Source organism: Aliagarivorans marinus DSM 23064, assembly GCF_000429485.1.
GTDB lineage: Bacteria > Pseudomonadota > Gammaproteobacteria > Enterobacterales > Celerinatantimonadaceae > Aliagarivorans > Aliagarivorans marinus.
The window spans coordinates 1-19,173 of sequence record NZ_AUBY01000034.1 but is presented as its reverse complement, the minus strand read 5'-3'; the positions used below and the strand labels follow the sequence as shown (position 1 = coordinate 19,173).

Genomic DNA, 19,173 nt, shown 5'->3' with positions numbered 1-19,173 from the left:
GAAACTCGCTATATTAGCGCCTTATTTTTAGCCAAGATGTAGTATTTTTTCAGGGGGCAACCATTTTAAGTCGCATCGCCAAGGGCATTAAGCGCATGATTAAGCCGCAAGCAACAGAATCGGAAATTCGCCTTGAAAAGCAGGTGATTGGACGCGATCAGCACAATATCTCCCGCCAGGACATTAGCGAAAATGCGCTGAAGGTGCTGTATCGCCTACACAAATCTGGCTACGAGGCCTATCTAGTAGGCGGTGGTGTACGCGATCTTCTGTTGGGCAAGCACCCGAAAGACTTCGACATCGCCACCAATGCTACTCCTGAGCAAATCCAGAAGCTGTTCCGTAACTGCCGCTTAGTTGGCCGCCGATTCCGTCTGGCACATATCCTGTTTGGCCGCGATATCATCGAGGTTGCCACCTTCCGTGGCCACCACGTCGAAGCGCCCGACAAGCACGCCAAGCAAAGCGACGAAGGCATGCTACTGCGCGACAACGTCTATGGCGGCATCGACGAAGATGCTGAGCGCCGCGACTTTACCGTGAACGCCCTGTACTACAACATTGCCGACTTCTCGGTCGTCGACTTTGCCGGCGGCATCGACGACATTGAAGCCCGTCGTCTGCAGTTAATTGGTGACCCAGAAACCCGCTACCGCGAAGATCCGGTACGGATGCTGCGCGCCGTGCGTTTTGCGGTAAAACTGGACTTCGAGATTGCGCCAAGCTGTGGCGACCCGATCCCGCAGTTGGCCCACCTGCTCAAAGATATTCCAGCTGCACGCCTGTTCGAGGAGTGCCTCAAGCTATTTATGGCAGGCCACGGCGTCGACACCTTCAAGATGCTGCAGCAAACGCAATTGCTATTTTCACTGTTCCCGCTACTCAAGCCTCTACTGCAAGAGATGGATGAACGGGACCCAGATGTACGCTTTATTCTGGCGGCGCTGGCCAGCACCGATCGCCGGGTCAACAACGACCAGAAGGTGACGCCTGCGTTTATCTTCGCCGCGCTGCTATGGCCATTGGTACAGCAGAAGAAAGAAGAGCTACTGATTGAACTGTCGCTGGGCGAGCACGATGCCATGGTCATGGCCATGGGCTGGGTGCTAGACCAACAGTGTAAGAGCGTGGCGATCCCACGTCGCTTCACCACTGGTGTTCGCGAGATCTGGCAGCTACAGTCGCGCCTGAGCCGCCGCCACGGCAAACGTGCCTTTGCCACCTTCGGTCACCCGCGCTTCCGCGCCGCCTATGACTTCCTGGAGCTGCGCGCGCAAGCCAGCGAAGACCCAGAGCAGACCAAACTGGTGGAATGGTGGCAGCTATGGCAACAGAGCAACGAACCCGGCCGCTCCAACATGCTGCGCCAACTCAACAAAGGCAATGGCCCGCGCAAGCGCCGCCGTAAGCCACGCAAACCAAGCGCTAGCCAGGACTAATATGCCTATCTGCTATATCGGCCTGGGTACCAACCTGGGCGATCCGCTTAAGCAGGCGTTATTGGCTCGCCACACCCTGAGCGAGTCACCGCTATGGACACTTAGCGCGGTGTCTTCGCTGTACCGCAGCCGCCCAATGGGTCCTCAGGATCAACCCGACTACCTGAATGCAGTCGTGGCGCTGGAGACCTCACTCTCCCCCGAAGCCCTGCTCGATGCCCTACAAGCCATCGAGCAACAACAGGGGCGCCAGCGCTTGCGCCGCTGGGGAGAACGCACCTTAGATCTGGATATCCTGCTGTACGGCGATCAGGTACTTAGCAGCGAACGGCTGCAAGTTCCCCACACTGGTATGACTCAGCGAGAGTTTGTATTATTACCCCTCGTTGAAATCGCCCCAGAGCTACATCTGCCAGATGGCCGAGCGGTCAAGGATCTCGCCGCCGCCATCGATAATAATGGCCTGCACATCGCTAAACGCCCAATGGAGTGGGTGGGAACACATTAACAATCAGAGGGCTAGACCCTAAGGTTATTAACATGACACGAATTACTGCCGCCCAGCTGAAGCAAATGAAACAGCAGGGAGACAAGTTTTCTTGTATCACCGCCTATGACGCCAGCTTTGCTGCGCTGTTTGATCAGGCAGGCATGCATATGCTGCTAATCGGCGACTCCATGGGAATGGTACTGCAAGGTAATGACGACACCGTCGCGGTGACCGTTGAGCACGTGGCCTACCATACTCGCAGCGTCGCCAACGGCTCAGATAAGGCGCTGATTGTCGCCGACATGCCGTTTATGAGCTATGCCACCACCGAACAAGCCTACGAGAATGCCGCCAAGCTGATGCAAGCGGGCGCGCAAATGGTCAAAGTAGAAGGCGGCGACTGGCTAACCCCGACTATTCGCGGCTTGGTGGAGCGCGGTATCCCGGTGTGCGGTCACCTCGGGCTGACGCCACAATCGGTACACCTGTTCGGCGGCTTTAAGGTACAGGGCCGCGAGCCTGAGCAAGCCGACGAGATGCTCAAACATGCTATCGAGCTTGAGGCCGCAGGCGTGCAGCTATTGGTGCTGGAGTGCATCCCCACCGAGTTGGCCAAGCGTATTACCGATGCCTTGCAGATCCCCGTGATCGGCATTGGCGCCGGCAATGTTACCGATGGCCAGATCTTGGTGATGCATGACGCCTTCGGTATCACCAAAGGCCACATCCCGAAGTTTTCCAAGAACTTCCTTAGCGAAACCGGAGACATCCGCAGCGCCGTCAGCCGCTACATCGAGCAGGTGGCCAGCGGTGAGTTCCCAGCAGCAGAGCACAGCTTCAACTAGTCATGAAAGTCATTACTTCTATTGAACAGCTACGCCCAGCGATAGCTGAGCTTAAGCAGGCCGGTAGCCTTGGCTTTGTGCCAACCATGGGCAACTTGCACGATGGCCATTTGGCGCTGGTGAGTAAGGCTCAGAAGTTAGCCGATCAGGTGGCTGTTTCTATCTTCGTTAACCCGATGCAGTTTAACAACGCCAGCGATCTGGAAAGTTATCCGCGTACCCTCGAGCAAGACTTAGCGGCGCTGGAGCAAGCGGGTGTTGCGCTGGTATTTACCCCAACCCCAGAGGTGATGTATCCAAACGGGCTGGAGAGCGAGACCCGGGTAGAAGTCACCGGACTCCATGATGTGCTAGAAGGCGCCATGCGCCCGGGCCACTTTACCGGTGTTGCCACCGTGGTCACCAAACTGTTTAACCTGGTACAGCCCGATGTGGCGGTGTTTGGCGAAAAAGATTACCAACAGCTGGCACTGATCCGTAAGTTCACCCGCGACCTGTTGCTGCCCATCGAGATTGTCGGCCTGCCTACGGTGCGCGAAGCATCTGGTCTGGCAATGAGTTCACGCAACAACCGCCTGAGCGAGCAGCAGCGAGCTCTCGCGCCCAAGCTTGCCCGGATCATGCGCCAACTCGCCGAGCGCGTTCAGCTAGCAGAGATTGAGCAAAGTATTGCCTGGGGCGAGCAGCAGCTCAACCAACAGGGATTTCGCTGTGACGGTATCGATATCGTCGATGCCGATACCCTGGCCCCACTTAGCCCGTCGTCTAAGCGCGCCGTCATCTTGATGGCAGCCTTTCTGGGCGACGTAAGACTTATTGATAACCTTGTGGTGGCACTGCCCCAGCACAACAGCCAGGCCTGAGCCGGCAACCGTTTATAAAGGAGAATCAACCATGCAAACCACCATGCTTAAGGGCAAACTTCACCAAGCACGCGTGACCCATGCCGAACTTAACTATGAAGGTTCATGCGCCATCGACCAAGACATGCTGGACGCGGCCGGTATCCTCGAGTACGAGAAGATCGATATCTACAACATCGAGAATGGCGCCCGCTTCTCTACCTATGCCATCGCCGGTGAGCGCGGCTCAAAAATCATTTCGGTAAATGGCGCGGCCGCTCGTCAGGCAGCAGTGGGCGATCGGGTAATCATCTGTGCCTACGTGGGCATGGGTGCTGAGCAAGCCCAGGCACATAAGCCTTCTTTGGTGTATCTCGATCAGCACAACAACATCGTACGCACCAGCAAAGACATTCCGGTGCAACTGGCCTAAGTTTCGCACCAAATCAGTGCAAGACAAACATTCCTTGTTATCGCCACCAAGGAATCTTTTGAAAAAACCAAGTGTCAACCATGCACTTGGTTTTTTATTTTGCCTTTCTGCCAAACATCGAGATTTTCCTTAGCGAGTTAACCCGCAACTTTGGCATTTTGTTTGCCAGTACTTAGCTTTAGCTCGATCCAGGTTGTCTCAGGTGAAGTGGTATATCCCTCTTTTTTCAGCGCTTAGCGGCGATTATGTGGTTACTGGCGTCGACCCCGGTAATGCCCCACTACAGAGCCAACTCAAGCAGCTAGAGCCAATGCTACGCCGTCACTGGCGACTGCACATGCAGTATCTAAGGCACGACCTTTTTCACCTCGCCCGCCTCGAAGGGCTACAAGAACAGATCGACGAACGAGTCATCGCCCTACACGCCCACCATGGTGCCAGCCCTCTGCACCTGTTCGCCCACGAGTGGCAGGCCTTAAAACACTGTGACAGCCTGCCAGAAGCCAGCTTGCGCCATCGCCGACTGATTCGTGCCAGCCTACAAATGCAAACTTCATAGTCTTATTTGCTCAAAGCGGAATGGTGCTTGCTAGTCTCTTATTGATGCTCATATCACCGATATGGGCAACACAGGATGTGACAAGACAGCAAGGAGCAGTATGTCTCGATTTTATTACCCGGTGTTGTTGGCGCTTGTGCTTGGCTCAGTGTTGCTCAGCCTCAGCCAGCCACTCACCTTAGTGATGTTGCCAGGGCTCGCCTATTTATGGCTCGCCTCCCGCAGCACGCCTCTCACCCCCAGACCCGCGCTCGCCGACACCGAGCTACAGCGTAGCCTCGAGGAGCAGGCTGATGCACTGAGCGAGATGAGCCACTGCGCCCGCGAACTCAGCAAGCATGCAGAGCAGGTAGCCAGTGGCACCTTACAACAGTCCCAAGCCAGTGATAGCTCATCAGCCGCGGTGCTGGAGATGAGCGAGTGTCAGTCGGAAGTGGCGCGCAACATCGAACAAGTGGCCAGCGAAAGCCAACAGGCGCTCTCCATTGCTGAGCGCGGCAGCAATGCCAGCGACCAAGCCTATCGGGCCACCCATGTGCTGCTGGAGAGCAGCCAGCAGACGCGTCAACAACTGCGTCAGCTAAGCCAACAATCTTCTAGCATTAACAGCTTCACCGAGACCATCCTCGATCTGGCGAAGCAAACCAACCTGCTATCGTTAAACGCCTCCATCGAAGCGGCCCGCGCCGGTGACCATGGCCGGGGCTTTGCCATCGTCGCACAAGAGGTTCGAGAGTTGGCCCAGCACTGCCATCAAGCTGCCGATCAGATCGGTTCGCACATCAACGCCCAAACCAAACAGCTTGATGCTACGGTGGCGCGTTTTAGCGAGCTCGACCAACAGGTTTGTGAGTTACAACAAAAGATCCAACACAGCCACCAGCTACATGGCGAGATCCAGCAAATCAACCAACTGCTGCAGCAGCAGCTTGAACAGATCAGCGTTGCCAGCAGCCAGCAGAAGTTGGCTACTCACTCGCTGGCCGAACATATCAGCGAGGTCGCCGATGCCGCCCGCGCCAATATGGCCAGCGCCGAGCAAAGCGCCGACATCGCCCAGCATCTTCGTCAACTAAGTCAGACGGAGGCCTAGATGAACCTTTACTTACCCCTTGGGGTATTAGCCGCAATGGCTCTCGCGGTGCTCGCATCTCGCTACATAGCCAAACGGCGTTTACGCCAAACTCGCCGCAGCGGCTTGGCATTACTCAGTCAGCTGAAAGAGTTAGTGGTCCGTCAGCAGCAGCACCGTGGGCTCAGCTCTTCCTATCTCAAAGGCAACCAGCAGGCGCTGAGCGACCTACAGCGCCTACAACAGGAGCTGCGTAGCTGGCAAACCCGGCTCAACGACCATGCCTATATCGCCAAGCAGACACGCTGGCAAAGCTATCTGCAGCACTGGCAGCGCTTACATGCTTCTTGGCAGAGCAACACCTTGGAGAACAACATCACCCAGCACAGCTTGATGATCCGCAACCTGCTGTACTTCGCGGAGGATATCGCCATCGAGTTTGAGATAAACAGCCTAGATGGACAGGGACTGTCGGTCAGTTTTCTGTGGCACGAGCTATTGCTGACTGCCGAATCGATCGGTCAGGCGCGGGCGTTGGGAAGCGGCTTGGCCTCGGCGGGCCATAGCAGCAGCGTTGAGCGGATCCGGCTATCGTTTCTGCATCAGAAGATTGCCGAGACCGACCCGGCCACCCTCGACCAATACAGCTATTGGTTGCTGCCCGAAAAGCAGCTGCGCTGGGACTCGCTAGCGCGCCTGCAACAAACCATCGAGCAGGATCTTATCAAGACAGAAACGCCCAGTATCTCGGTTCAGGAGTACTTCCGTCAGGCCACAGAGGTGTTGGACGCAATCTATCAGGTCTTTGACGCAGGTATCGAGCACCTAAGCCGAGAGGCCTAAAGCGGCCGGGTTGGCCGCTCTTTAGCGCTTACTTCAAGCAGAGCCCAGGTCGCTGTCCAGTCGCCAAAGTGGCTGGCCACTGGCCTGATACTTCTCTTCGAATGGGGTGATTGGCCGCTCGGGATTGATCTGCTGCAACGAAGAACCGTGGCCTGCTAGCTCAAGCGCTCGGGCAAACTCTTGCAGGTACAGGGGCCAATTACTACGCAATTGCAGCTGGCCACCCAGTGCCAATAGCGAGGGAAAGACTGCGCTACCGTGCCAACGGCGTTGCAGATGTACCGACTTCGGCCAGGGATTGGGATAGAGCAGATAGTGGTGGCTCAGTGCCCACCCCGCCTCTTCCGCCAAACGCCATAAGTCGTTGAGGTTTACCCGCAACAGCAGATAGTTCTCACCCTCGGTAGGGGTGTGAGCGTGGTGTCGCGACAGCCGATGCTCTGACTTGTCCATACCAATCACCAGTGCCTCGGGGTGCAGCTCCGCCAGCTGGGCAGTGCTCGCCCCCACCCCACAACAGGAATCAAAGATCAGCGGCTTACCGGCGCGCTCAACCTGCTTCTCCAATTGTTTGAATGCGGCTAATGAGTGCTCCTGATAGGGCTTAAGGAAACGATGCGCAAGGTGGCGCTGCACCACCTCATCAAGACGTTCATGCAGGCCGGTTTGGTTCGATTCAACGTTTCTAGAGCAGGCATCCATTAGCTGCGCAGCCCATAGCCGGTCTTAATCAGGTAAAGCGCCCACAAATACAGGCCAACAATAAATGCTGAGATCATCGAATAGCTGGTCAGCAACGAAACATCAGAGATCCCCAAGAAGCCATAACGGAAGGCATTCACCATATACACGATGGGATTAACCTTCGACAGCGCCTGCCAAAAATCGCCCAACAGCGTTAGCGAGTAAAAAACACCGCCCAAGTAAGTCAGCGGGGTCAACACAAAGGTAGGAATGATGCTGATATCATCAAAGGTATCGGCGTAGATGGCGTTAATCAGACCGCCTAGCGCAAACAGCACCGAGGTGAGAAACACAGTAAGTGCAATCACCAATACGTTGTGTAGTTGCAGCGGCACAAAGAACAGCGAAACCAGACTGACAATCAGCCCCACCAGCAGCCCACGCGCCACACCGCCACCGACAAAGCCCGCGATGATGATGTAGTTGGGGACCGGCGCCACCAGCAGCTCTTCGATATTGCGTTGGAACTTACAGCTAAAGAACGAGGACGCTACATTACTGTAAGAGTTGGTGATTACCGACATCATAATCAGGCCGGGAACAATAAACTCCATATAGCTGTAGCCGCCCATCTCGCCGATGCGCGAGCCGATCAGGTTGCCGAAGATGACAAAATAGAGGCTCATGGTGATCGCTGGCGGCACCAAGGTTTGCACCCAGATGCGGGTAAAGCGGATAATTTCTTTGCTGATAATGCTCTTCAGAGCAATTCGATAAACACTAAGATTCACGGTTACGCCCCTCGCTCACCAGTTCTACAAACAACTCTTCTAAGCGGTTAGCCTTGTTACGCATACTCAGCACTGTAATGCCCTGCTTGTCCAGTTCCTGGAACACCGCATTCAAGCCCTGGCTCTTAGCCACATCCACCTCTAAGGTATGATCATCCACCATTCGGCAGGTAAAGCCTGCCAAGCTATCGATGTGCGAACCCGCTGGTAGATCAAAGATAAAGGTTTCAATGTTGAGCTTGGATAGCAGCTGCTTCATCGAGGTGTGCTCGATCAGCTCGCCCTTATCGATGATGCCGATGTTACGGCATAGCATCTCGGCTTCTTCCAGATAGTGGGTAGTCAGAATAATGGTGATCCCCTGCTGGTTAAGCTGGGTGAGGAACTGCCACATGGAGCGCCGCAGTTCGATATCGACACCCGCAGTCGGCTCATCGAGGATCAACAGTTGCGGCTCGTGCATCAGCGCACGAGCAATCATAAGCCGACGCTTCATACCGCCGGAGAGCTCACGGGCGCGGCTGTTGCTCTTCTCCCACAGATCTAGCTGCCCTAGGTATTTTTCGGCGCGCTGCAAGGCGACTGAGCGAGGTACGCCGTAGTAGCCGGCTTGATTGACGACAATCTGCAACACCGTCTCGAACTGGTTGAAGTTAAACTCCTGCGGCACCAGCCCCACTTGCGCCTTGGCAAGCTCCAGCTCTTGGTCGATATCATGACCGAAGATATGCACACTGCCTTCGGTTTTATTCACCAAAGAGGTGATGATGCCGATGCTCGTGGACTTACCGGCACCATTTGGCCCGAGCAGAGCGAAGAAATCGCCCTTTTCCACTTTTAAATCAAAGCCTTTAAGCGCTTCCACGCCTCCGCTATAGGTTTTTTGTAAACCCGATATTTCCAACGCGTACATAACAAACCCGCTAAAACAAAAAGTGACCCAGACAGGTCACTTTTTCAATTGAACAGCAATCCCGTTATTTCCATGCCTGGGTATCGATGCATCCCAACTTGCTTTTCGACTAGCTTAAGAGAGCAATACCCGGAAATATCACGGGGATAGATACTTAATCCAGTGGAATCACTTTACCGATATAAGGCAGGTTACGATAGATCTGATCGTAATCCAGTCCGTAGCCCACCACGAATTCATCAGGGATAGAGAAGCCCACATAATCAACCGGCACCTCCACTTCACGACGAGAAGGCTTGTCCAGCAAGGTGCAGATCTCTACGCTATGCGGCTCACGCAGGCTCAGCATCTCGCGAACCTTGCTGAGGGTATTGCCCGTATCAATGATGTCTTCAACGATAATGATGTCACAATCTTTGATGTCATCATCCAGATCTTTGAGCACCCGCACATCTCTGGAACTTTCCATAGCGCTTCCGTAACTCGATACTGTCATAAAATCCAAGGTTAAGTTACGCTCGATTCGGCGCGCCAGGTCGGACAAGAAGATGCAGGAACCACGCAGCAAGCCTATTAGCACGAGCTTTCTATCAGACTGATATTTTTCAGTTATTTCTTTACCCAACTGTACGATACGCTCAGCAATAACTTGCTCGCTGATCATCTCTTCAATACGGTGTTTCATGTAATCGACCTATGGCTCTTAATGTGTCAGTAATAGCTGGTAATGAGAATACAAACTATTGATATCATTAAATATATCTACTTTGACATTAGATATTTATATCAATAACCTACAAATTTCTTTGCACTTACTCTATGATTCTCTAACAAAGGCGTAGACTAGCGTGCCTTCAGCAGTTAATCGGCACATTTTAGATTATATTTATCTTAAAAAGTAGGCGCCCTTGGAACGAAATTGGTAGCAAGCACGAGAGTAACATATGCAAACAAGTACTATTAGACGTCGCACCCGACTCTCACCAGAAGTCAGACGTAAGCAATTGATGGAATGCGCCATCGAAGTATTTGCCCGCCGCGGTATTGGTCGAGCTGGTCATGCTGAAATAGCAGAGCTCGCCACCGTGTCTGTGGCAACAGTTTTTAACTATTTCAACACCCGCGAGGACTTAGTTGATGCAGTGCTCTCTGAAGTAGAGCAGACCATGCAACAGCTCGTTGAAGCTGCCTATGCAGATAGCGACAGTGCCATGCAGGCGGTGCAAAACCACCTGTCAGCGCTGCTCGATATGACCTACGACCAACCTGATGTTATCCGCATCTGGCTGGAGTGGAGTTCTTCTGTTCGTGAAGACGTATGGCCACGCTTTAGCGACATCTCCGGTAAGATCAACAAGCAAATCGGCGATGTACTACAGCAAGGCTTCGACAAGGGCGAGATCAGCAGCTCGCTTAACGCGCTGCAGGCCGCCCAAGCCATTAACGGTGCTATCTACTTGGGCGTGCAAATGAGCAACCGTCCAGATAAGCCAGCCAAACAGGAAGTTCTCGACTTCTTGGGCGACTACGTACAGTCGCTGCTGCGCCCACCTGCACACTAGTCGATATCCGACTAGCCATGAAAAAAGCCCTATTTAGGGCTTTTTTGTTTTAAGGCATCCACTAAACGGCGATGCAGTCCGGCAAAGCCACCGTTACTCATAATCACAATATGACAAGGCTCTGCCAACTCGTTGTCCAGCAAAGTATTAAGCAGCTCATCAACCGTTTCACTCACTTTAGCATTAGGCAGTTGCTCTGCAATCGCATGCATCCCCGCAGGCTCTTTGCCTTGATACAACAAGCACTCATCAGCCAGCGCTAAGCTTGCCGCCAGTCGGTCTTGGTGAACCCCCATCTTCATGGTGTTGGAGCGCGCCTCTAGCACCGCAATGATTTTGTCGCTACCCACTTTAGCGCGTAGCCCTTGCAAGGTTGTCTCAATGGCGCTGGGGTGGTGTGCAAAATCATCGTACACCGATACGCTATCCACTTGAGCCAACAGCTCCATACGTCGTTTCGGTGGGATAAAGCGGCTCAGGCTATCAACGGCATGCTCCGGCTTAACCCCAACATGCCGCGCTGCAGCAATCGCCACAATGGCGTTCTGCACGTTGTGTTCGCCGATAAGCGCCCAATCAACGGTTCCCTGCAGCTCAGAGTTAAGGAGAACCTTAAACTGCTGGCATGAGGGGACTACGGCCTCCCAGGACCACTCCTTACCGCGATACTCACACTCCGTCCAGCACCCCATTGCCAGCACCTGCTCGAGTGCTTCGCAGTCGCCATCGGAGATGATCCTGCCGCTTTCCGGCACAATTCGAACCAAGTGATGAAACTGACGCTGAATATCTTTCAGGCTATCGAAGATATCCGCATGGTCGAACTCGAGGTTATTAAGCACCAAGGTGCGCGGTTGGTAGTGCACAAACTTCGAGCGCTTATCGAAGAACGCACTGTCATACTCATCGGCTTCCACCACGAAAAATGGCGTATCGCCATTGCGGGCTGACACGCCAAAGTTCTGTGGCACCCCGCCAATCAAGAAGCCCGGCGCTAGTCCGTTATCTTCGAGGATCCATGCCAGCATGCTTGCTGTGGAGGTCTTCCCATGAGTCCCGGCAACCGCTAGCACCCAGCGCTGCGGTAGAATATGTCGCTTAAGCCACTCCGGCCCGGAGCAGTATTCCAGCCCGCGATTCAAGACATACTCGACACAACGATTGCCGCGGCTCATGGCATTACCGATAACCACCAGATCTGGGGCCGGCTCGAGCTGAGCGGGGTCAAAACCTTGGATGAGTTCAATGCCCAGCGACTCAAGTTGAGTACTCATGGGCGGATAAACATTTTCATCACAGCCGGTCACACGATGGCCCGCCTGCTTTGCCAGCATTGCCAAACCGCCCATAAAGGTGCCGCAAATACCGAGAATATGGATGTGCATACTGCTTACTCAGAATCAATTATGCGCCTAGGATAGCAAAACATTGAGGCCTGTTAACGAGAGAAATGAGCCACTTAGCGATATACTTCCCATAATCAGTAGTTGCTCAATTCAATCCACTAAACAGCGAGACAGCCCATGTATAGAACAATTCTCAGCCTTGCGCTAAGTTCCGCGTTGTTTGCTTGCAGCCAAGCCAACAACGACCCTCAGCTTGCCAGCGATGGCTACTGTGAAGAGCCCAGACCGGAGATCTGCACCATGGAATATGCGCCAGTCTGCGCAGTTGTAGATGGTGAGATGAAAGAGTACGGCAACGCCTGCTCGGCCTGTGCCGATCCTCAGGTTGAAAGCTTCCAAAACGGCAACTGCCTGTAACAATTTATTAACTTTTTTAGTTAAACATAATAATTACTGCTATTCGTTAACGTAGACGTAGTGTGAGAATGAGGTGTCTATGTTAGCGAGAGTGTGTAGTGTACTCGTCAGCCTTTGGCTGGTACCGTCTGCGATGGCCATGAGCGAGCAAGAGCAAACCTTGCCCTTTCAAGGCAATTGGAGTTGGACTGACAACCGGGGTGCTCTCCGGCAGTCCCAGATAGAGATCAACCAAGACATGCGAACCGAGGCCGAACAAGAGCGGATTAAAGTCAGCTTCAGCCTCGCCTACCCCGTTCAAGCTCTCAGCACTTACCTTACCCCCCGCCTAAACTATGCGGTCAAGATGATTCGACGTCATCAGCAGGTCTCGCAGGAACACTTGGTGGAAGCGTTAAGAAAAGACACCGTCGATCTGAACGACCCTGCAGCGATGATGATGTGGGATGCCTATGAGCAGTACAAGCAAGATGCTTATCGACACCTGATTGTGAAACCTTGCCAACACCCAGACCATGCCGCATTGCCCTGTGTTCGCCCAAACTACTCACAGCTGTTCTACCTAAACAGAGGCCGTTTAGGCGGGCTAGCGCAGCAACTGCACTCGCCACTTGGGCCGAGTTACTCCTTGGAGAACGCTAAGGCTTGGCTCGGTAACATCCCCGAGCGTGAAGAGACCCGCCACGATTTTGCCAGCCCCTTGAATGTGCTCACCAGTAACTCTGCCGATAGCGATGAGCGTGCCTTATTGCTGGCAGTACTAATGAGCCGCATGGCACCGGGCTATACCATGCATATGCTCTATCCGGAGGGAAGTATCGGCAGCGTGTCGCCGGCTTGGCTAACCATCGACGCCAGCAGTGGGATTGAGGGCGTAACGGTTATCATCGACGAGCGGCCGCATACGGTGATCTCAGGCCCCCATGAGCAGATCCAACAAGCCCTGTTGAGTAAAACCAAGCTGGTGAGTGACGCTTTATACTAATGGCGCGGGCCGTTAAGCCGATAAAAAAAGAGGCGCTTTGCGCCTCTTTGTGTTTTTACCTTGGATTCACTGGGTCGAACCGGCTTTTCAAGGGGAAAAACTCAGTCAAACATTGACATCAATAACAATAAGCTTGCAATGTAGAGACCCATAAGGACCGTAAGAGACTTGTGGCGCCGAGTCCACAGCTTGATTCGTCGGAACACAATAACCCCCAGCGTTTCTCTTAACCTTAAGTTAACATTTTAAATACAAAAAGCAAGCAAACAGCTGCGACAAGCAACGGTAAATGACTCTTTAGGGGACTAACTCAATGGCGAAAACGCCCAATACAACTAGCAGTAAGAAGCGAAGGATAAACGTTAAACAACAGTTGCAAGAAGTTGCCCACAAACGCGGGATTGACGCCTTGCTGCAAGAATCGAAGCCACACTCCAGCTTTGCTCAGCGCGCAGAGTATCGTGAAAAGCTGGAGCATGCCCGCGAGCAGCAAAACCTTGAGCGCATCAGCGCCTTGGCAATGAAACAAGCCAGCGACCAGGAGATTGGTAACGAGCCCGATGCCGACTGGATGACCGAGTTTTTGCGCTTAGCCTCTAAGACCCAAGTACCTGCCATGCAGCAGCTATGGGCCAATATCTGGTCGGAAGAGCTGCGCCAACCCGGTAGCTTCTCGGTCAAGGCGATGCAGACGCTCAAACAGATGACCCAACGCGAAGCTCAGTGGTTTCAACATGCCTGTGAGATGACCTGTCAGGTTGGAGGGGAACTAAACCGTAAGATTGTGACCGGGGTGATGCGACCGCCTGCAGCAATTGGCTGGGTGAGGCCAAAGGTGGAAAAGCTCAACCTGGGCCAGTTTCGTCTGCCCTACCACCATATTCTGCATCTGGCCGAGCTCGGCCTAATCTACGATAGAGAGCTGGAGTTTCGCCCCAACTCAAGTCAGGCAACCTATTTGAGCATCAATGGCCGCAGCCACGCCATGCGTCCGCATAGCAAAGGCTGCCGGGTAACTTACTACCGTTTCACGCCAATGGGCGATGAGCTGGCCAAACTGATTGGCGACCAAGCTGATAACGGATACTGCCACCAGCTGCTTGGCCTGCTAGAGCACTTCTTCGAAATGAACTAGCCCGCCAAGTCGGAAATGAAGCGGTATTAGATACCGCTTCCTCCCATCTCTTCATGAATACCGCATTCGCGGGTTAGGCCAAAGAAGCGGGTTTCCTCTTCACTCATGCCGAGCTGCAGCGGCTGCGAGGTTTGCACATCACCCACCGACACATAACCTTGCTCCCATAAGGGGTGGTAAGGCAGATCGAACTCTTTCAGGTAGTAGTGCACATCTTTGTTCGACCAGTCGACGATCGGCAGTACCTTGAACGCGCCGTTTTGCACCTGAAGTACTGGCAACTGAGCGCGCGAGCTCGATTGCGAGCGACGCAAACCTGTAAACCAAGTCTGCACGCCCAGCTCATCAAACGCGCGGCGCATCGGCTCAACCTTGTTCAGTTGGTTGTAGCGTTTGATGCCATCTACACCTTCCTCCCAAAGCTTGCCAAAGCGAGCCTCCTGCCAGGCCGGAGACATCGACGAACGATAAACCTTCAGGTTCAGAGTTAATCGCTCCCCCAGCTCATCGATAAAACGATAGGTTTCGGGGAACAAGTAGCCAGTATCGGTCAACACCACCGGAATGTCCGCTTGAGCTTGCGTCAACAGATGCAAGCTCACCGCGGATTGGATCCCGAAGCTGGAAGTCAGCACCCGCTGTGGTGGAAGGTGTTCCACCGCCCACTCAACACGCTGCTGGGCACTCATCTTCTCCAGCTCTAGATTTACATCCTGTAGCTCAGCGGCGCGAGCTTCAGGGGAGAGCTGGAGGAGCTCATTCAAATTCAGATTAGTCATAAAAGTCCCTCACACTGACTTTCACTTCTTTAACAATGCCGGCACGGATAACGTAATCACCAAAGGCTTCACCCGCTTCGCGCTGCTTGGCCCATAGGCCGATCAGCTCGTCCAATTCCGCCAAGATCTGCTGCTCACCGATGTTCTCACGGAACATCTTCGGCACACGGGTTCCGGCGCGGTTACCACCCAGGTAGAGGTTGTACTTGCCCGGGCCTTTACCGACCAGCCCAGCCTCGGCCAACATGGCGCGGCCACAGCCGTTCGGGCAGCCCGTCACACGCAGGATGATGTTCTCTTCTGCGGCTAAATCATGCTTCGCCAGCAACCCTTCAACCTCAGTAACCAGCCCAGGCAAATAACGCTCTGCCTCGGCCATAGCTAGCGGACAGGTTGGGAAGGCCACACAAGCCATCGAATTTACCCGCTGCTCGCTGTGGCTTGGGTCAATCAGACCATGCTGCTCTGCCAAGGCTTGGATCTTGGCCTTTTGCGCCTTGCTTACGCCGGCAATCACCAGGTTTTGGTTGGCAGTCATGCGGAAGTCGCCCTTGTGGATCTTGGCGATCTCGGCGACACCGGTTTTCAGCGGGTTGCCGGGGTAATCCAGCAGGCGGCCATTTTCGATAAACACGGTCAGGTGGTGCTTACCGTCGATACCTTCCACCCAGCCGATACGGTCGCCACGCTCGGTAAACTCATAGGGACGCGAGTCCTCAAAGGCCACCTCAGCACGCTTCTCGACTTCGCGCTTGAAGGTGTCGATACCGACACGATCCAAGGTGTACTTGGTCTTGGCATTCTTACGGTTAACCCGGTTACCCCAATCACGCTGGGTGGTTACCACTGCCTCGGCCACAGCCAAGGTATGTTCCAGCGGGATAAAGCCAAAATCGTCGGCACGGCGTGGATAGGTAGAGGTGTCACCGTGGGTCATCGCCAGGCCACCACCAACCAACACGTTAAAGCCCACCAGCTTGCCGTTGTCGGCAATCGCAACGAAGTTCAGATCGTTGGCGTGCACATCCACATCATTCTGCGGTGGAATGACCACCGTGGTTTTAAACTTACGTGGCAGATAGGTTGAGCCGAGGATCGGCTCTTCATCGCCGCCTTCGAGCTTCTCACCATCTAGCCAAATCTCGGCATAGGCACGGGTTTTCGGCAGCAAGTGCTCGCTGATCTTCTTGGCCCACTCGTAGGCCTCCTGATGCAGCTCGCTCTCCACCGGGTTGCTGGTGCACAGCACGTTACGGTTTACGTCGCCGGCAGTGGCGATAGAGTCGATACCGATGCTATTCAGAGTCTGGTGCATCAGCTTGATGTTCGGCTTAAGCACACCATGGAACTGGAAGGTCTGACGGGTAGTCAGACGGATCGAACCATACATGGTCTTGTCATCGGCAAACTTGTCGATGGCCAGCCACTGCTTAGGAGTGATAATGCCACCGGGCATACGTGCCCGCAGCATCACGTTGTGCAGCGGTTCTAGTTTTTGCTTAGCTCGCTCGGCGCGGATATCTCGGTCATCCTGCTGGTACATACCGTGGAAGCGGATCAGCTGGAAGTTGTCGGCGGTGAAGCCACCGGTAATCCGGCCTTGCAAGTCTTGTTCGATGGTACCGCGCAAGAAGTTGCTCTCAGATTTAAGCCGCTCGTTATCAGCCAACTTGCCTTCAACGATTAATTTGTTCGCGCTCATTAATACACATCCTTCTGATAGCGCTTCGCGGTGCGCAATGATTTCAAATACTCTTCTGCCTGCTCGATGCTCTGCTTGCCATACTCGGCGATGATCTCTAGCAGCGCTTGATGCACATCTTTGGCCATGCGGTTGGCATCACCACAAATGTATAGGTGAGCGCCACGCTCCAGCCAGGCAAACAGCTCTTCACCTTGCTCGCGTAGGCGGTCTTGCACGTATATCTTCTCGGCTTGGTCACGTGAGAACGCCACATCCAAGCGCGTCAGCAGGCCGGATTTCAGATAGCTCTGCCACTCCACCTGATAGAGGAAGTCTTGGGTGAAGGTTTGGTCGCCGAAGAACAGCCAGTTGTCACCCTCTGCATCCTGGGCATCTCGCTCTTGCATAAAGGCGCGAAACGGAGCGATACCTGTTCCTGGACCGATCATAATAACTGGCGTGTTAGAGTCAGCGGGTAGGCGGAAGTTGTCGTTGTGCTCAACGAACACTCGCACGTTTGCAGCATCTTCAGCACGCTCGGCCAAGAAGCCCGAGGCACCGCCTAAACGGTCCTGCTCGCCCTGTTGATAGCGCACCACCCCCACGGTGAGGTGAACCTCGCTGTCCACTTCGCTTTGGCTAGAGGCAATCGAGTAGAGGCGAGGGCTCAGTTTGCGCAGCGCATCCACCAGCTGTTGAGGGTCCAGCTTGGCCTTCTTCTCCAGCAATACATCAATCACCTGATGATTGGCGGCATACTCACGCAGCGCATCTTTATCGGCGCAGATCTTCTGTAGCTTTTTGCTGCCTGACAGTTCAGCCCAGAACTCCACAAAGTTACCCGGGGTTTGGGTCAGCTCTAGTTTAGTAATCAGCGCTTGCTCCAAAGACAAGGTCTCTTCACCGACACTCACTTCGCTGGCACCGTCTAACTCCAAACGCTGCAGGATCTGTGCAACCAAGGCAGGGTCATTGTCAAACCACACACCCAGTGCATCACCCGGCTGGTAGGTCAACCCAGAATCACCCAAGTCGATTTCTACGTGGCGCACATCTTTAGCCGAATCACGACCGGTAATCTTCTGTGAAAGGCCCAGCTCAGCTTCCAACGGATTCTTCTTGCTAAAGTTATGGCTGCTAGCACCAGCGACCGGCAGCGTTACCACGGAGGCAGAGGCCTGCTCTAAGGTCTCCTGCACTTTAGCTAGCGCGCTCTTACCCCAAGCGGCTGCGTCATCATCGTAATCCACATCACAGTCGACACGCGGCACCACACACTCGGCGCCTAAGGCTGCCAAGCGCTCATCAAAGTCTTTACCTGTTTGGCAGAAAAACTCATAGCTGGAGTCACCCAAGGCCAGCACGCTGTATTTCAAGTTCGGCAGTTTAGGGGCTTTCTTAGATGCCAGGAACTCGTGGAAGGCCAGTGCGTCATCGGGTGGCTCACCCTCGCCGTTGGTACTAGACACAATCAGCAAGTGAGTCTCTTGCTTAAGGTTCTTCGGCTTGTAGTCAGCTACGTTAAACAATTCTGCACTGATGCCTTGTTGCTGAGCGCTATCAAGTAGCTCTTCGGCCACGCCCTTGGCGTTACCGGTCTGTGAGGCATAGAGAATTGTCAGTTTGGAAGCTGGCGCTGCTGCAGGCTGCACTGCCACATCGGTATTTTGAGAAACGCCATAGAGATAACCACTTACCCAAGCAGCTTGCGCTGGGCTAAGTTCGGCGGTGGCCTGTTGCAGTGCCTTGAGCTGAGGCTCGCTCAACGGACTGGCTAACGGTGATAGATCCTTTAACAACATGGTTTCGGTCCCAGAATGAAATTAGCCCTAGTTTAACCAAGTGATATAGGGCGGAATAAAGAATAAAACGGGCTGTTTTATAACCGATGGGAATATATTTCGATCACTAATTCGGGTAAGAAGCGAAGATTGAAGAAGCGATGGAGAAAGTGCTACGTGACCTTGATAAATATAGAGTAGGTGTGAAAGAGAAGGGCCTCATTCGACTACTCCCGCTTAGCATGGAGCGGCTATCGCTTTGGGTGTAAATATCCACCTTCTAAAGAAGGTGGCTTTGAATGAGCCCCCTCGAAGGGGGCCTTTGTCTAGTGCAGCGCCAACTCACCTTGCTCTTGACGCTCAACTTTCTCTTGATGTCTTACATATCGGCGTATGATTTCTTCGTTAATACCCACAGTATCTACGAAATACCCTCGCTGCCAAAAGTGGTTGCCCCAAAGCTTGTTCTTCCTCAAGTACGGAAACTTGTTGAATAGCTTCAGAGCTATCTTCCCTTTTAGCGCCCCCATCAGCTTGGAAACACTCAGCTTTGGCGGAACCTTTACAATCAAG

Annotated in this window: 21 protein-coding genes; 12 read left to right on the top strand and 9 right to left on the bottom strand. The window is 53.8% G+C overall.

Annotated elements, in window-relative coordinates; all coding sequences use genetic code 11:
- The first annotated feature begins 95 nt into the window (after positions 1–95).
- The 8 genes from pcnB to G461_RS0113710 all read left to right on the top strand — a co-directional run bounded on the left by pcnB (position 96) and on the right by G461_RS0113710 (position 6,523).
- Complete coding sequence (pcnB, locus tag G461_RS0113750) at positions 96–1,439, top strand: polynucleotide adenylyltransferase PcnB (protein WP_051333572.1); 1,344 nt, start codon at positions 96–98, stop codon at positions 1,437–1,439.
- A gap of 1 nt (position 1,440) precedes the next feature.
- Positions 1,441–1,947: a 2-amino-4-hydroxy-6-hydroxymethyldihydropteridine diphosphokinase gene (gene folK / locus G461_RS0113745; RefSeq protein ID WP_026957768.1), complete on the top strand. Its 507-nt coding sequence runs from the start codon at positions 1,441–1,443 to the stop codon at positions 1,945–1,947.
- 32 nt (positions 1,948–1,979) lie between these two features.
- The gene (gene panB, locus G461_RS0113740) at positions 1,980–2,774 is read left to right on the top strand and encodes a 3-methyl-2-oxobutanoate hydroxymethyltransferase (protein ID WP_026972268.1); all 795 of its coding nucleotides are present in this window, start codon (positions 1,980–1,982) and stop codon (positions 2,772–2,774) included.
- A gap of 2 nt (positions 2,775–2,776) precedes the next feature.
- Complete coding sequence (gene panC / locus G461_RS0113735; protein WP_026972267.1) at positions 2,777–3,637, top strand: pantoate--beta-alanine ligase; 861 nt, start codon at positions 2,777–2,779, stop codon at positions 3,635–3,637.
- Between the two features lie 31 nt (positions 3,638–3,668).
- The gene (gene panD / locus G461_RS0113730; RefSeq protein WP_026972266.1) at positions 3,669–4,049 is read left to right on the top strand and encodes an aspartate 1-decarboxylase; all 381 of its coding nucleotides are present in this window, start codon (positions 3,669–3,671) and stop codon (positions 4,047–4,049) included.
- Positions 4,050–4,251: 202 nt separating this feature from the next.
- Entirely contained in the window at positions 4,252–4,608 is a 357-nt protein-coding gene (locus tag G461_RS24270) for a hypothetical protein (protein WP_035480324.1), read from the top strand.
- Positions 4,609–4,708: 100 nt separating this feature from the next.
- Positions 4,709–5,701, top strand: a complete 993-nt coding sequence (locus G461_RS0113715) for a methyl-accepting chemotaxis protein (RefSeq protein WP_026972264.1) — start codon at positions 4,709–4,711, stop codon at positions 5,699–5,701.
- The gene (locus G461_RS0113710) at positions 5,702–6,523 is read left to right on the top strand and encodes a nitrate- and nitrite sensing domain-containing protein (protein ID WP_026972263.1); all 822 of its coding nucleotides are present in this window, start codon (positions 5,702–5,704) and stop codon (positions 6,521–6,523) included.
- Positions 6,524–6,556: 33 nt separating this feature from the next.
- Here G461_RS0113710 and trmB read toward each other — a convergent pair whose 3' ends face one another.
- The 4 genes from trmB to hpt form a co-directional block, all read right to left on the bottom strand.
- Positions 6,557–7,225: a tRNA (guanine(46)-N(7))-methyltransferase TrmB gene (gene trmB, locus G461_RS0113705; RefSeq protein WP_026972262.1), complete on the bottom strand. Its 669-nt coding sequence runs from the start codon at positions 7,223–7,225 to the stop codon at positions 6,557–6,559.
- The gene (locus G461_RS0113700; RefSeq protein WP_026972261.1) at positions 7,225–7,998 is read right to left on the bottom strand and encodes an ABC transporter permease; all 774 of its coding nucleotides are present in this window, start codon (positions 7,996–7,998) and stop codon (positions 7,225–7,227) included. Before G461_RS0113700 ends, trmB begins: the two co-directional genes overlap by 1 nt.
- Entirely contained in the window at positions 7,988–8,911 is a 924-nt protein-coding gene (locus G461_RS0113695; RefSeq protein WP_026972260.1) for an ABC transporter ATP-binding protein, read from the bottom strand. The genes G461_RS0113700 and G461_RS0113695 overlap by 11 nt, the downstream gene beginning before the upstream one ends.
- Before the next feature lie 154 nt (positions 8,912–9,065).
- On the bottom strand, positions 9,066–9,596 hold the full coding sequence (gene hpt, locus G461_RS0113690) for a hypoxanthine phosphoribosyltransferase (protein WP_026957778.1): 531 nt from the start codon (positions 9,594–9,596) through the stop codon (positions 9,066–9,068).
- A 259-nt stretch (positions 9,597–9,855) separates the two neighbouring features.
- On the opposite strand from hpt, the gene G461_RS0113685 reads away from it, so the two are divergent.
- Complete coding sequence (locus G461_RS0113685) at positions 9,856–10,473, top strand: TetR/AcrR family transcriptional regulator (RefSeq protein WP_026972259.1); 618 nt, start codon at positions 9,856–9,858, stop codon at positions 10,471–10,473.
- Between the two features lie 29 nt (positions 10,474–10,502).
- Here the strand turns inward: G461_RS0113685 and mpl are convergent, their stop codons facing one another.
- A complete protein-coding gene (gene mpl / locus G461_RS0113680) occupies positions 10,503–11,858 on the bottom strand; it encodes a UDP-N-acetylmuramate:L-alanyl-gamma-D-glutamyl-meso-diaminopimelate ligase (protein WP_026972258.1) in 1,356 nt (451 codons plus the stop codon).
- Between the two features lie 138 nt (positions 11,859–11,996).
- Between mpl and G461_RS0113675 the strand changes: the two genes are divergently transcribed.
- From G461_RS0113675 to G461_RS0113665, 3 genes are all read left to right on the top strand, one after another.
- Positions 11,997–12,236 (top strand): hypothetical protein, encoded by a 240-nt coding sequence (locus tag G461_RS0113675; protein WP_026972257.1) that lies wholly within the window; start codon positions 11,997–11,999, stop codon positions 12,234–12,236.
- 79 nt (positions 12,237–12,315) lie between these two features.
- On the top strand, positions 12,316–13,221 hold the full coding sequence (locus G461_RS0113670; protein ID WP_051326503.1) for a hypothetical protein: 906 nt from the start codon (positions 12,316–12,318) through the stop codon (positions 13,219–13,221).
- A gap of 373 nt (positions 13,222–13,594) precedes the next feature.
- Entirely contained in the window at positions 13,595–14,356 is a 762-nt protein-coding gene (locus G461_RS0113665; RefSeq protein WP_026972256.1) for a TIGR03899 family protein, read from the top strand.
- A gap of 26 nt (positions 14,357–14,382) precedes the next feature.
- Here the strand turns inward: G461_RS0113665 and G461_RS0113660 are convergent, their stop codons facing one another.
- From G461_RS0113660 to tnpA, 4 genes are all read right to left on the bottom strand, one after another.
- Positions 14,383–15,135, bottom strand: coding sequence for a phosphoadenylyl-sulfate reductase (locus tag G461_RS0113660; protein ID WP_026957784.1), 753 nt, complete (start codon positions 15,133–15,135; stop codon positions 14,383–14,385).
- A complete protein-coding gene (gene cysI / locus G461_RS0113655) occupies positions 15,128–16,837 on the bottom strand; it encodes an assimilatory sulfite reductase (NADPH) hemoprotein subunit (protein WP_026972255.1) in 1,710 nt (569 codons plus the stop codon). The genes G461_RS0113660 and cysI overlap by 8 nt, the downstream gene beginning before the upstream one ends.
- Entirely contained in the window at positions 16,837–18,621 is a 1,785-nt protein-coding gene (locus G461_RS0113650) for an assimilatory sulfite reductase (NADPH) flavoprotein subunit (RefSeq protein ID WP_026972254.1), read from the bottom strand. The genes cysI and G461_RS0113650 overlap by 1 nt, the downstream gene beginning before the upstream one ends.
- 305 nt (positions 18,622–18,926) lie before the next feature.
- Positions 18,927–19,173: IS200/IS605 family transposase (tnpA, locus tag G461_RS0113645; protein ID WP_026972253.1), on the bottom strand; the 247-nt coding region annotated here is incomplete at its 5' end.

Coding starts and splice junctions, on each gene's coding strand:
- mpl (WP_026972258.1), bottom strand. CDS start 11,858: ATGCACATCCATATTCTCGGTATTTGCGGCACCTTTATGGGCGGTTTG.
- hpt (WP_026957778.1), bottom strand. CDS start 9,596: ATGAAACACCGTATTGAAGAGATGATCAGCGAGCAAGTTATTGCTGAG.
- G461_RS0113670 (WP_051326503.1), top strand. CDS start 12,316: ATGTTAGCGAGAGTGTGTAGTGTACTCGTCAGCCTTTGGCTGGTACCG.
- panD (WP_026972266.1), top strand. CDS start 3,669: ATGCAAACCACCATGCTTAAGGGCAAACTTCACCAAGCACGCGTGACC.
- trmB (WP_026972262.1), bottom strand. CDS start 7,225: ATGGATGCCTGCTCTAGAAACGTTGAATCGAACCAAACCGGCCTGCAT.
- cysI (WP_026972255.1), bottom strand. CDS start 16,837: ATGAGCGCGAACAAATTAATCGTTGAAGGCAAGTTGGCTGATAACGAG.
- G461_RS0113660 (WP_026957784.1), bottom strand. CDS start 15,135: ATGACTAATCTGAATTTGAATGAGCTCCTCCAGCTCTCCCCTGAAGCT.
- folK (WP_026957768.1), top strand. CDS start 1,441: ATGCCTATCTGCTATATCGGCCTGGGTACCAACCTGGGCGATCCGCTT.
- G461_RS0113695 (WP_026972260.1), bottom strand. CDS start 8,911: ATGTACGCGTTGGAAATATCGGGTTTACAAAAAACCTATAGCGGAGGC.
- panC (WP_026972267.1), top strand. CDS start 2,777: ATGAAAGTCATTACTTCTATTGAACAGCTACGCCCAGCGATAGCTGAG.
- G461_RS0113675 (WP_026972257.1), top strand. CDS start 11,997: ATGTATAGAACAATTCTCAGCCTTGCGCTAAGTTCCGCGTTGTTTGCT.
- G461_RS0113650 (WP_026972254.1), bottom strand. CDS start 18,621: ATGTTGTTAAAGGATCTATCACCGTTAGCCAGTCCGTTGAGCGAGCCT.
- G461_RS0113715 (WP_026972264.1), top strand. CDS start 4,709: ATGTCTCGATTTTATTACCCGGTGTTGTTGGCGCTTGTGCTTGGCTCA.
- G461_RS0113685 (WP_026972259.1), top strand. CDS start 9,856: ATGCAAACAAGTACTATTAGACGTCGCACCCGACTCTCACCAGAAGTC.
- G461_RS0113710 (WP_026972263.1), top strand. CDS start 5,702: ATGAACCTTTACTTACCCCTTGGGGTATTAGCCGCAATGGCTCTCGCG.
- panB (WP_026972268.1), top strand. CDS start 1,980: ATGACACGAATTACTGCCGCCCAGCTGAAGCAAATGAAACAGCAGGGA.
- pcnB (WP_051333572.1), top strand. CDS start 96: ATGATTAAGCCGCAAGCAACAGAATCGGAAATTCGCCTTGAAAAGCAG.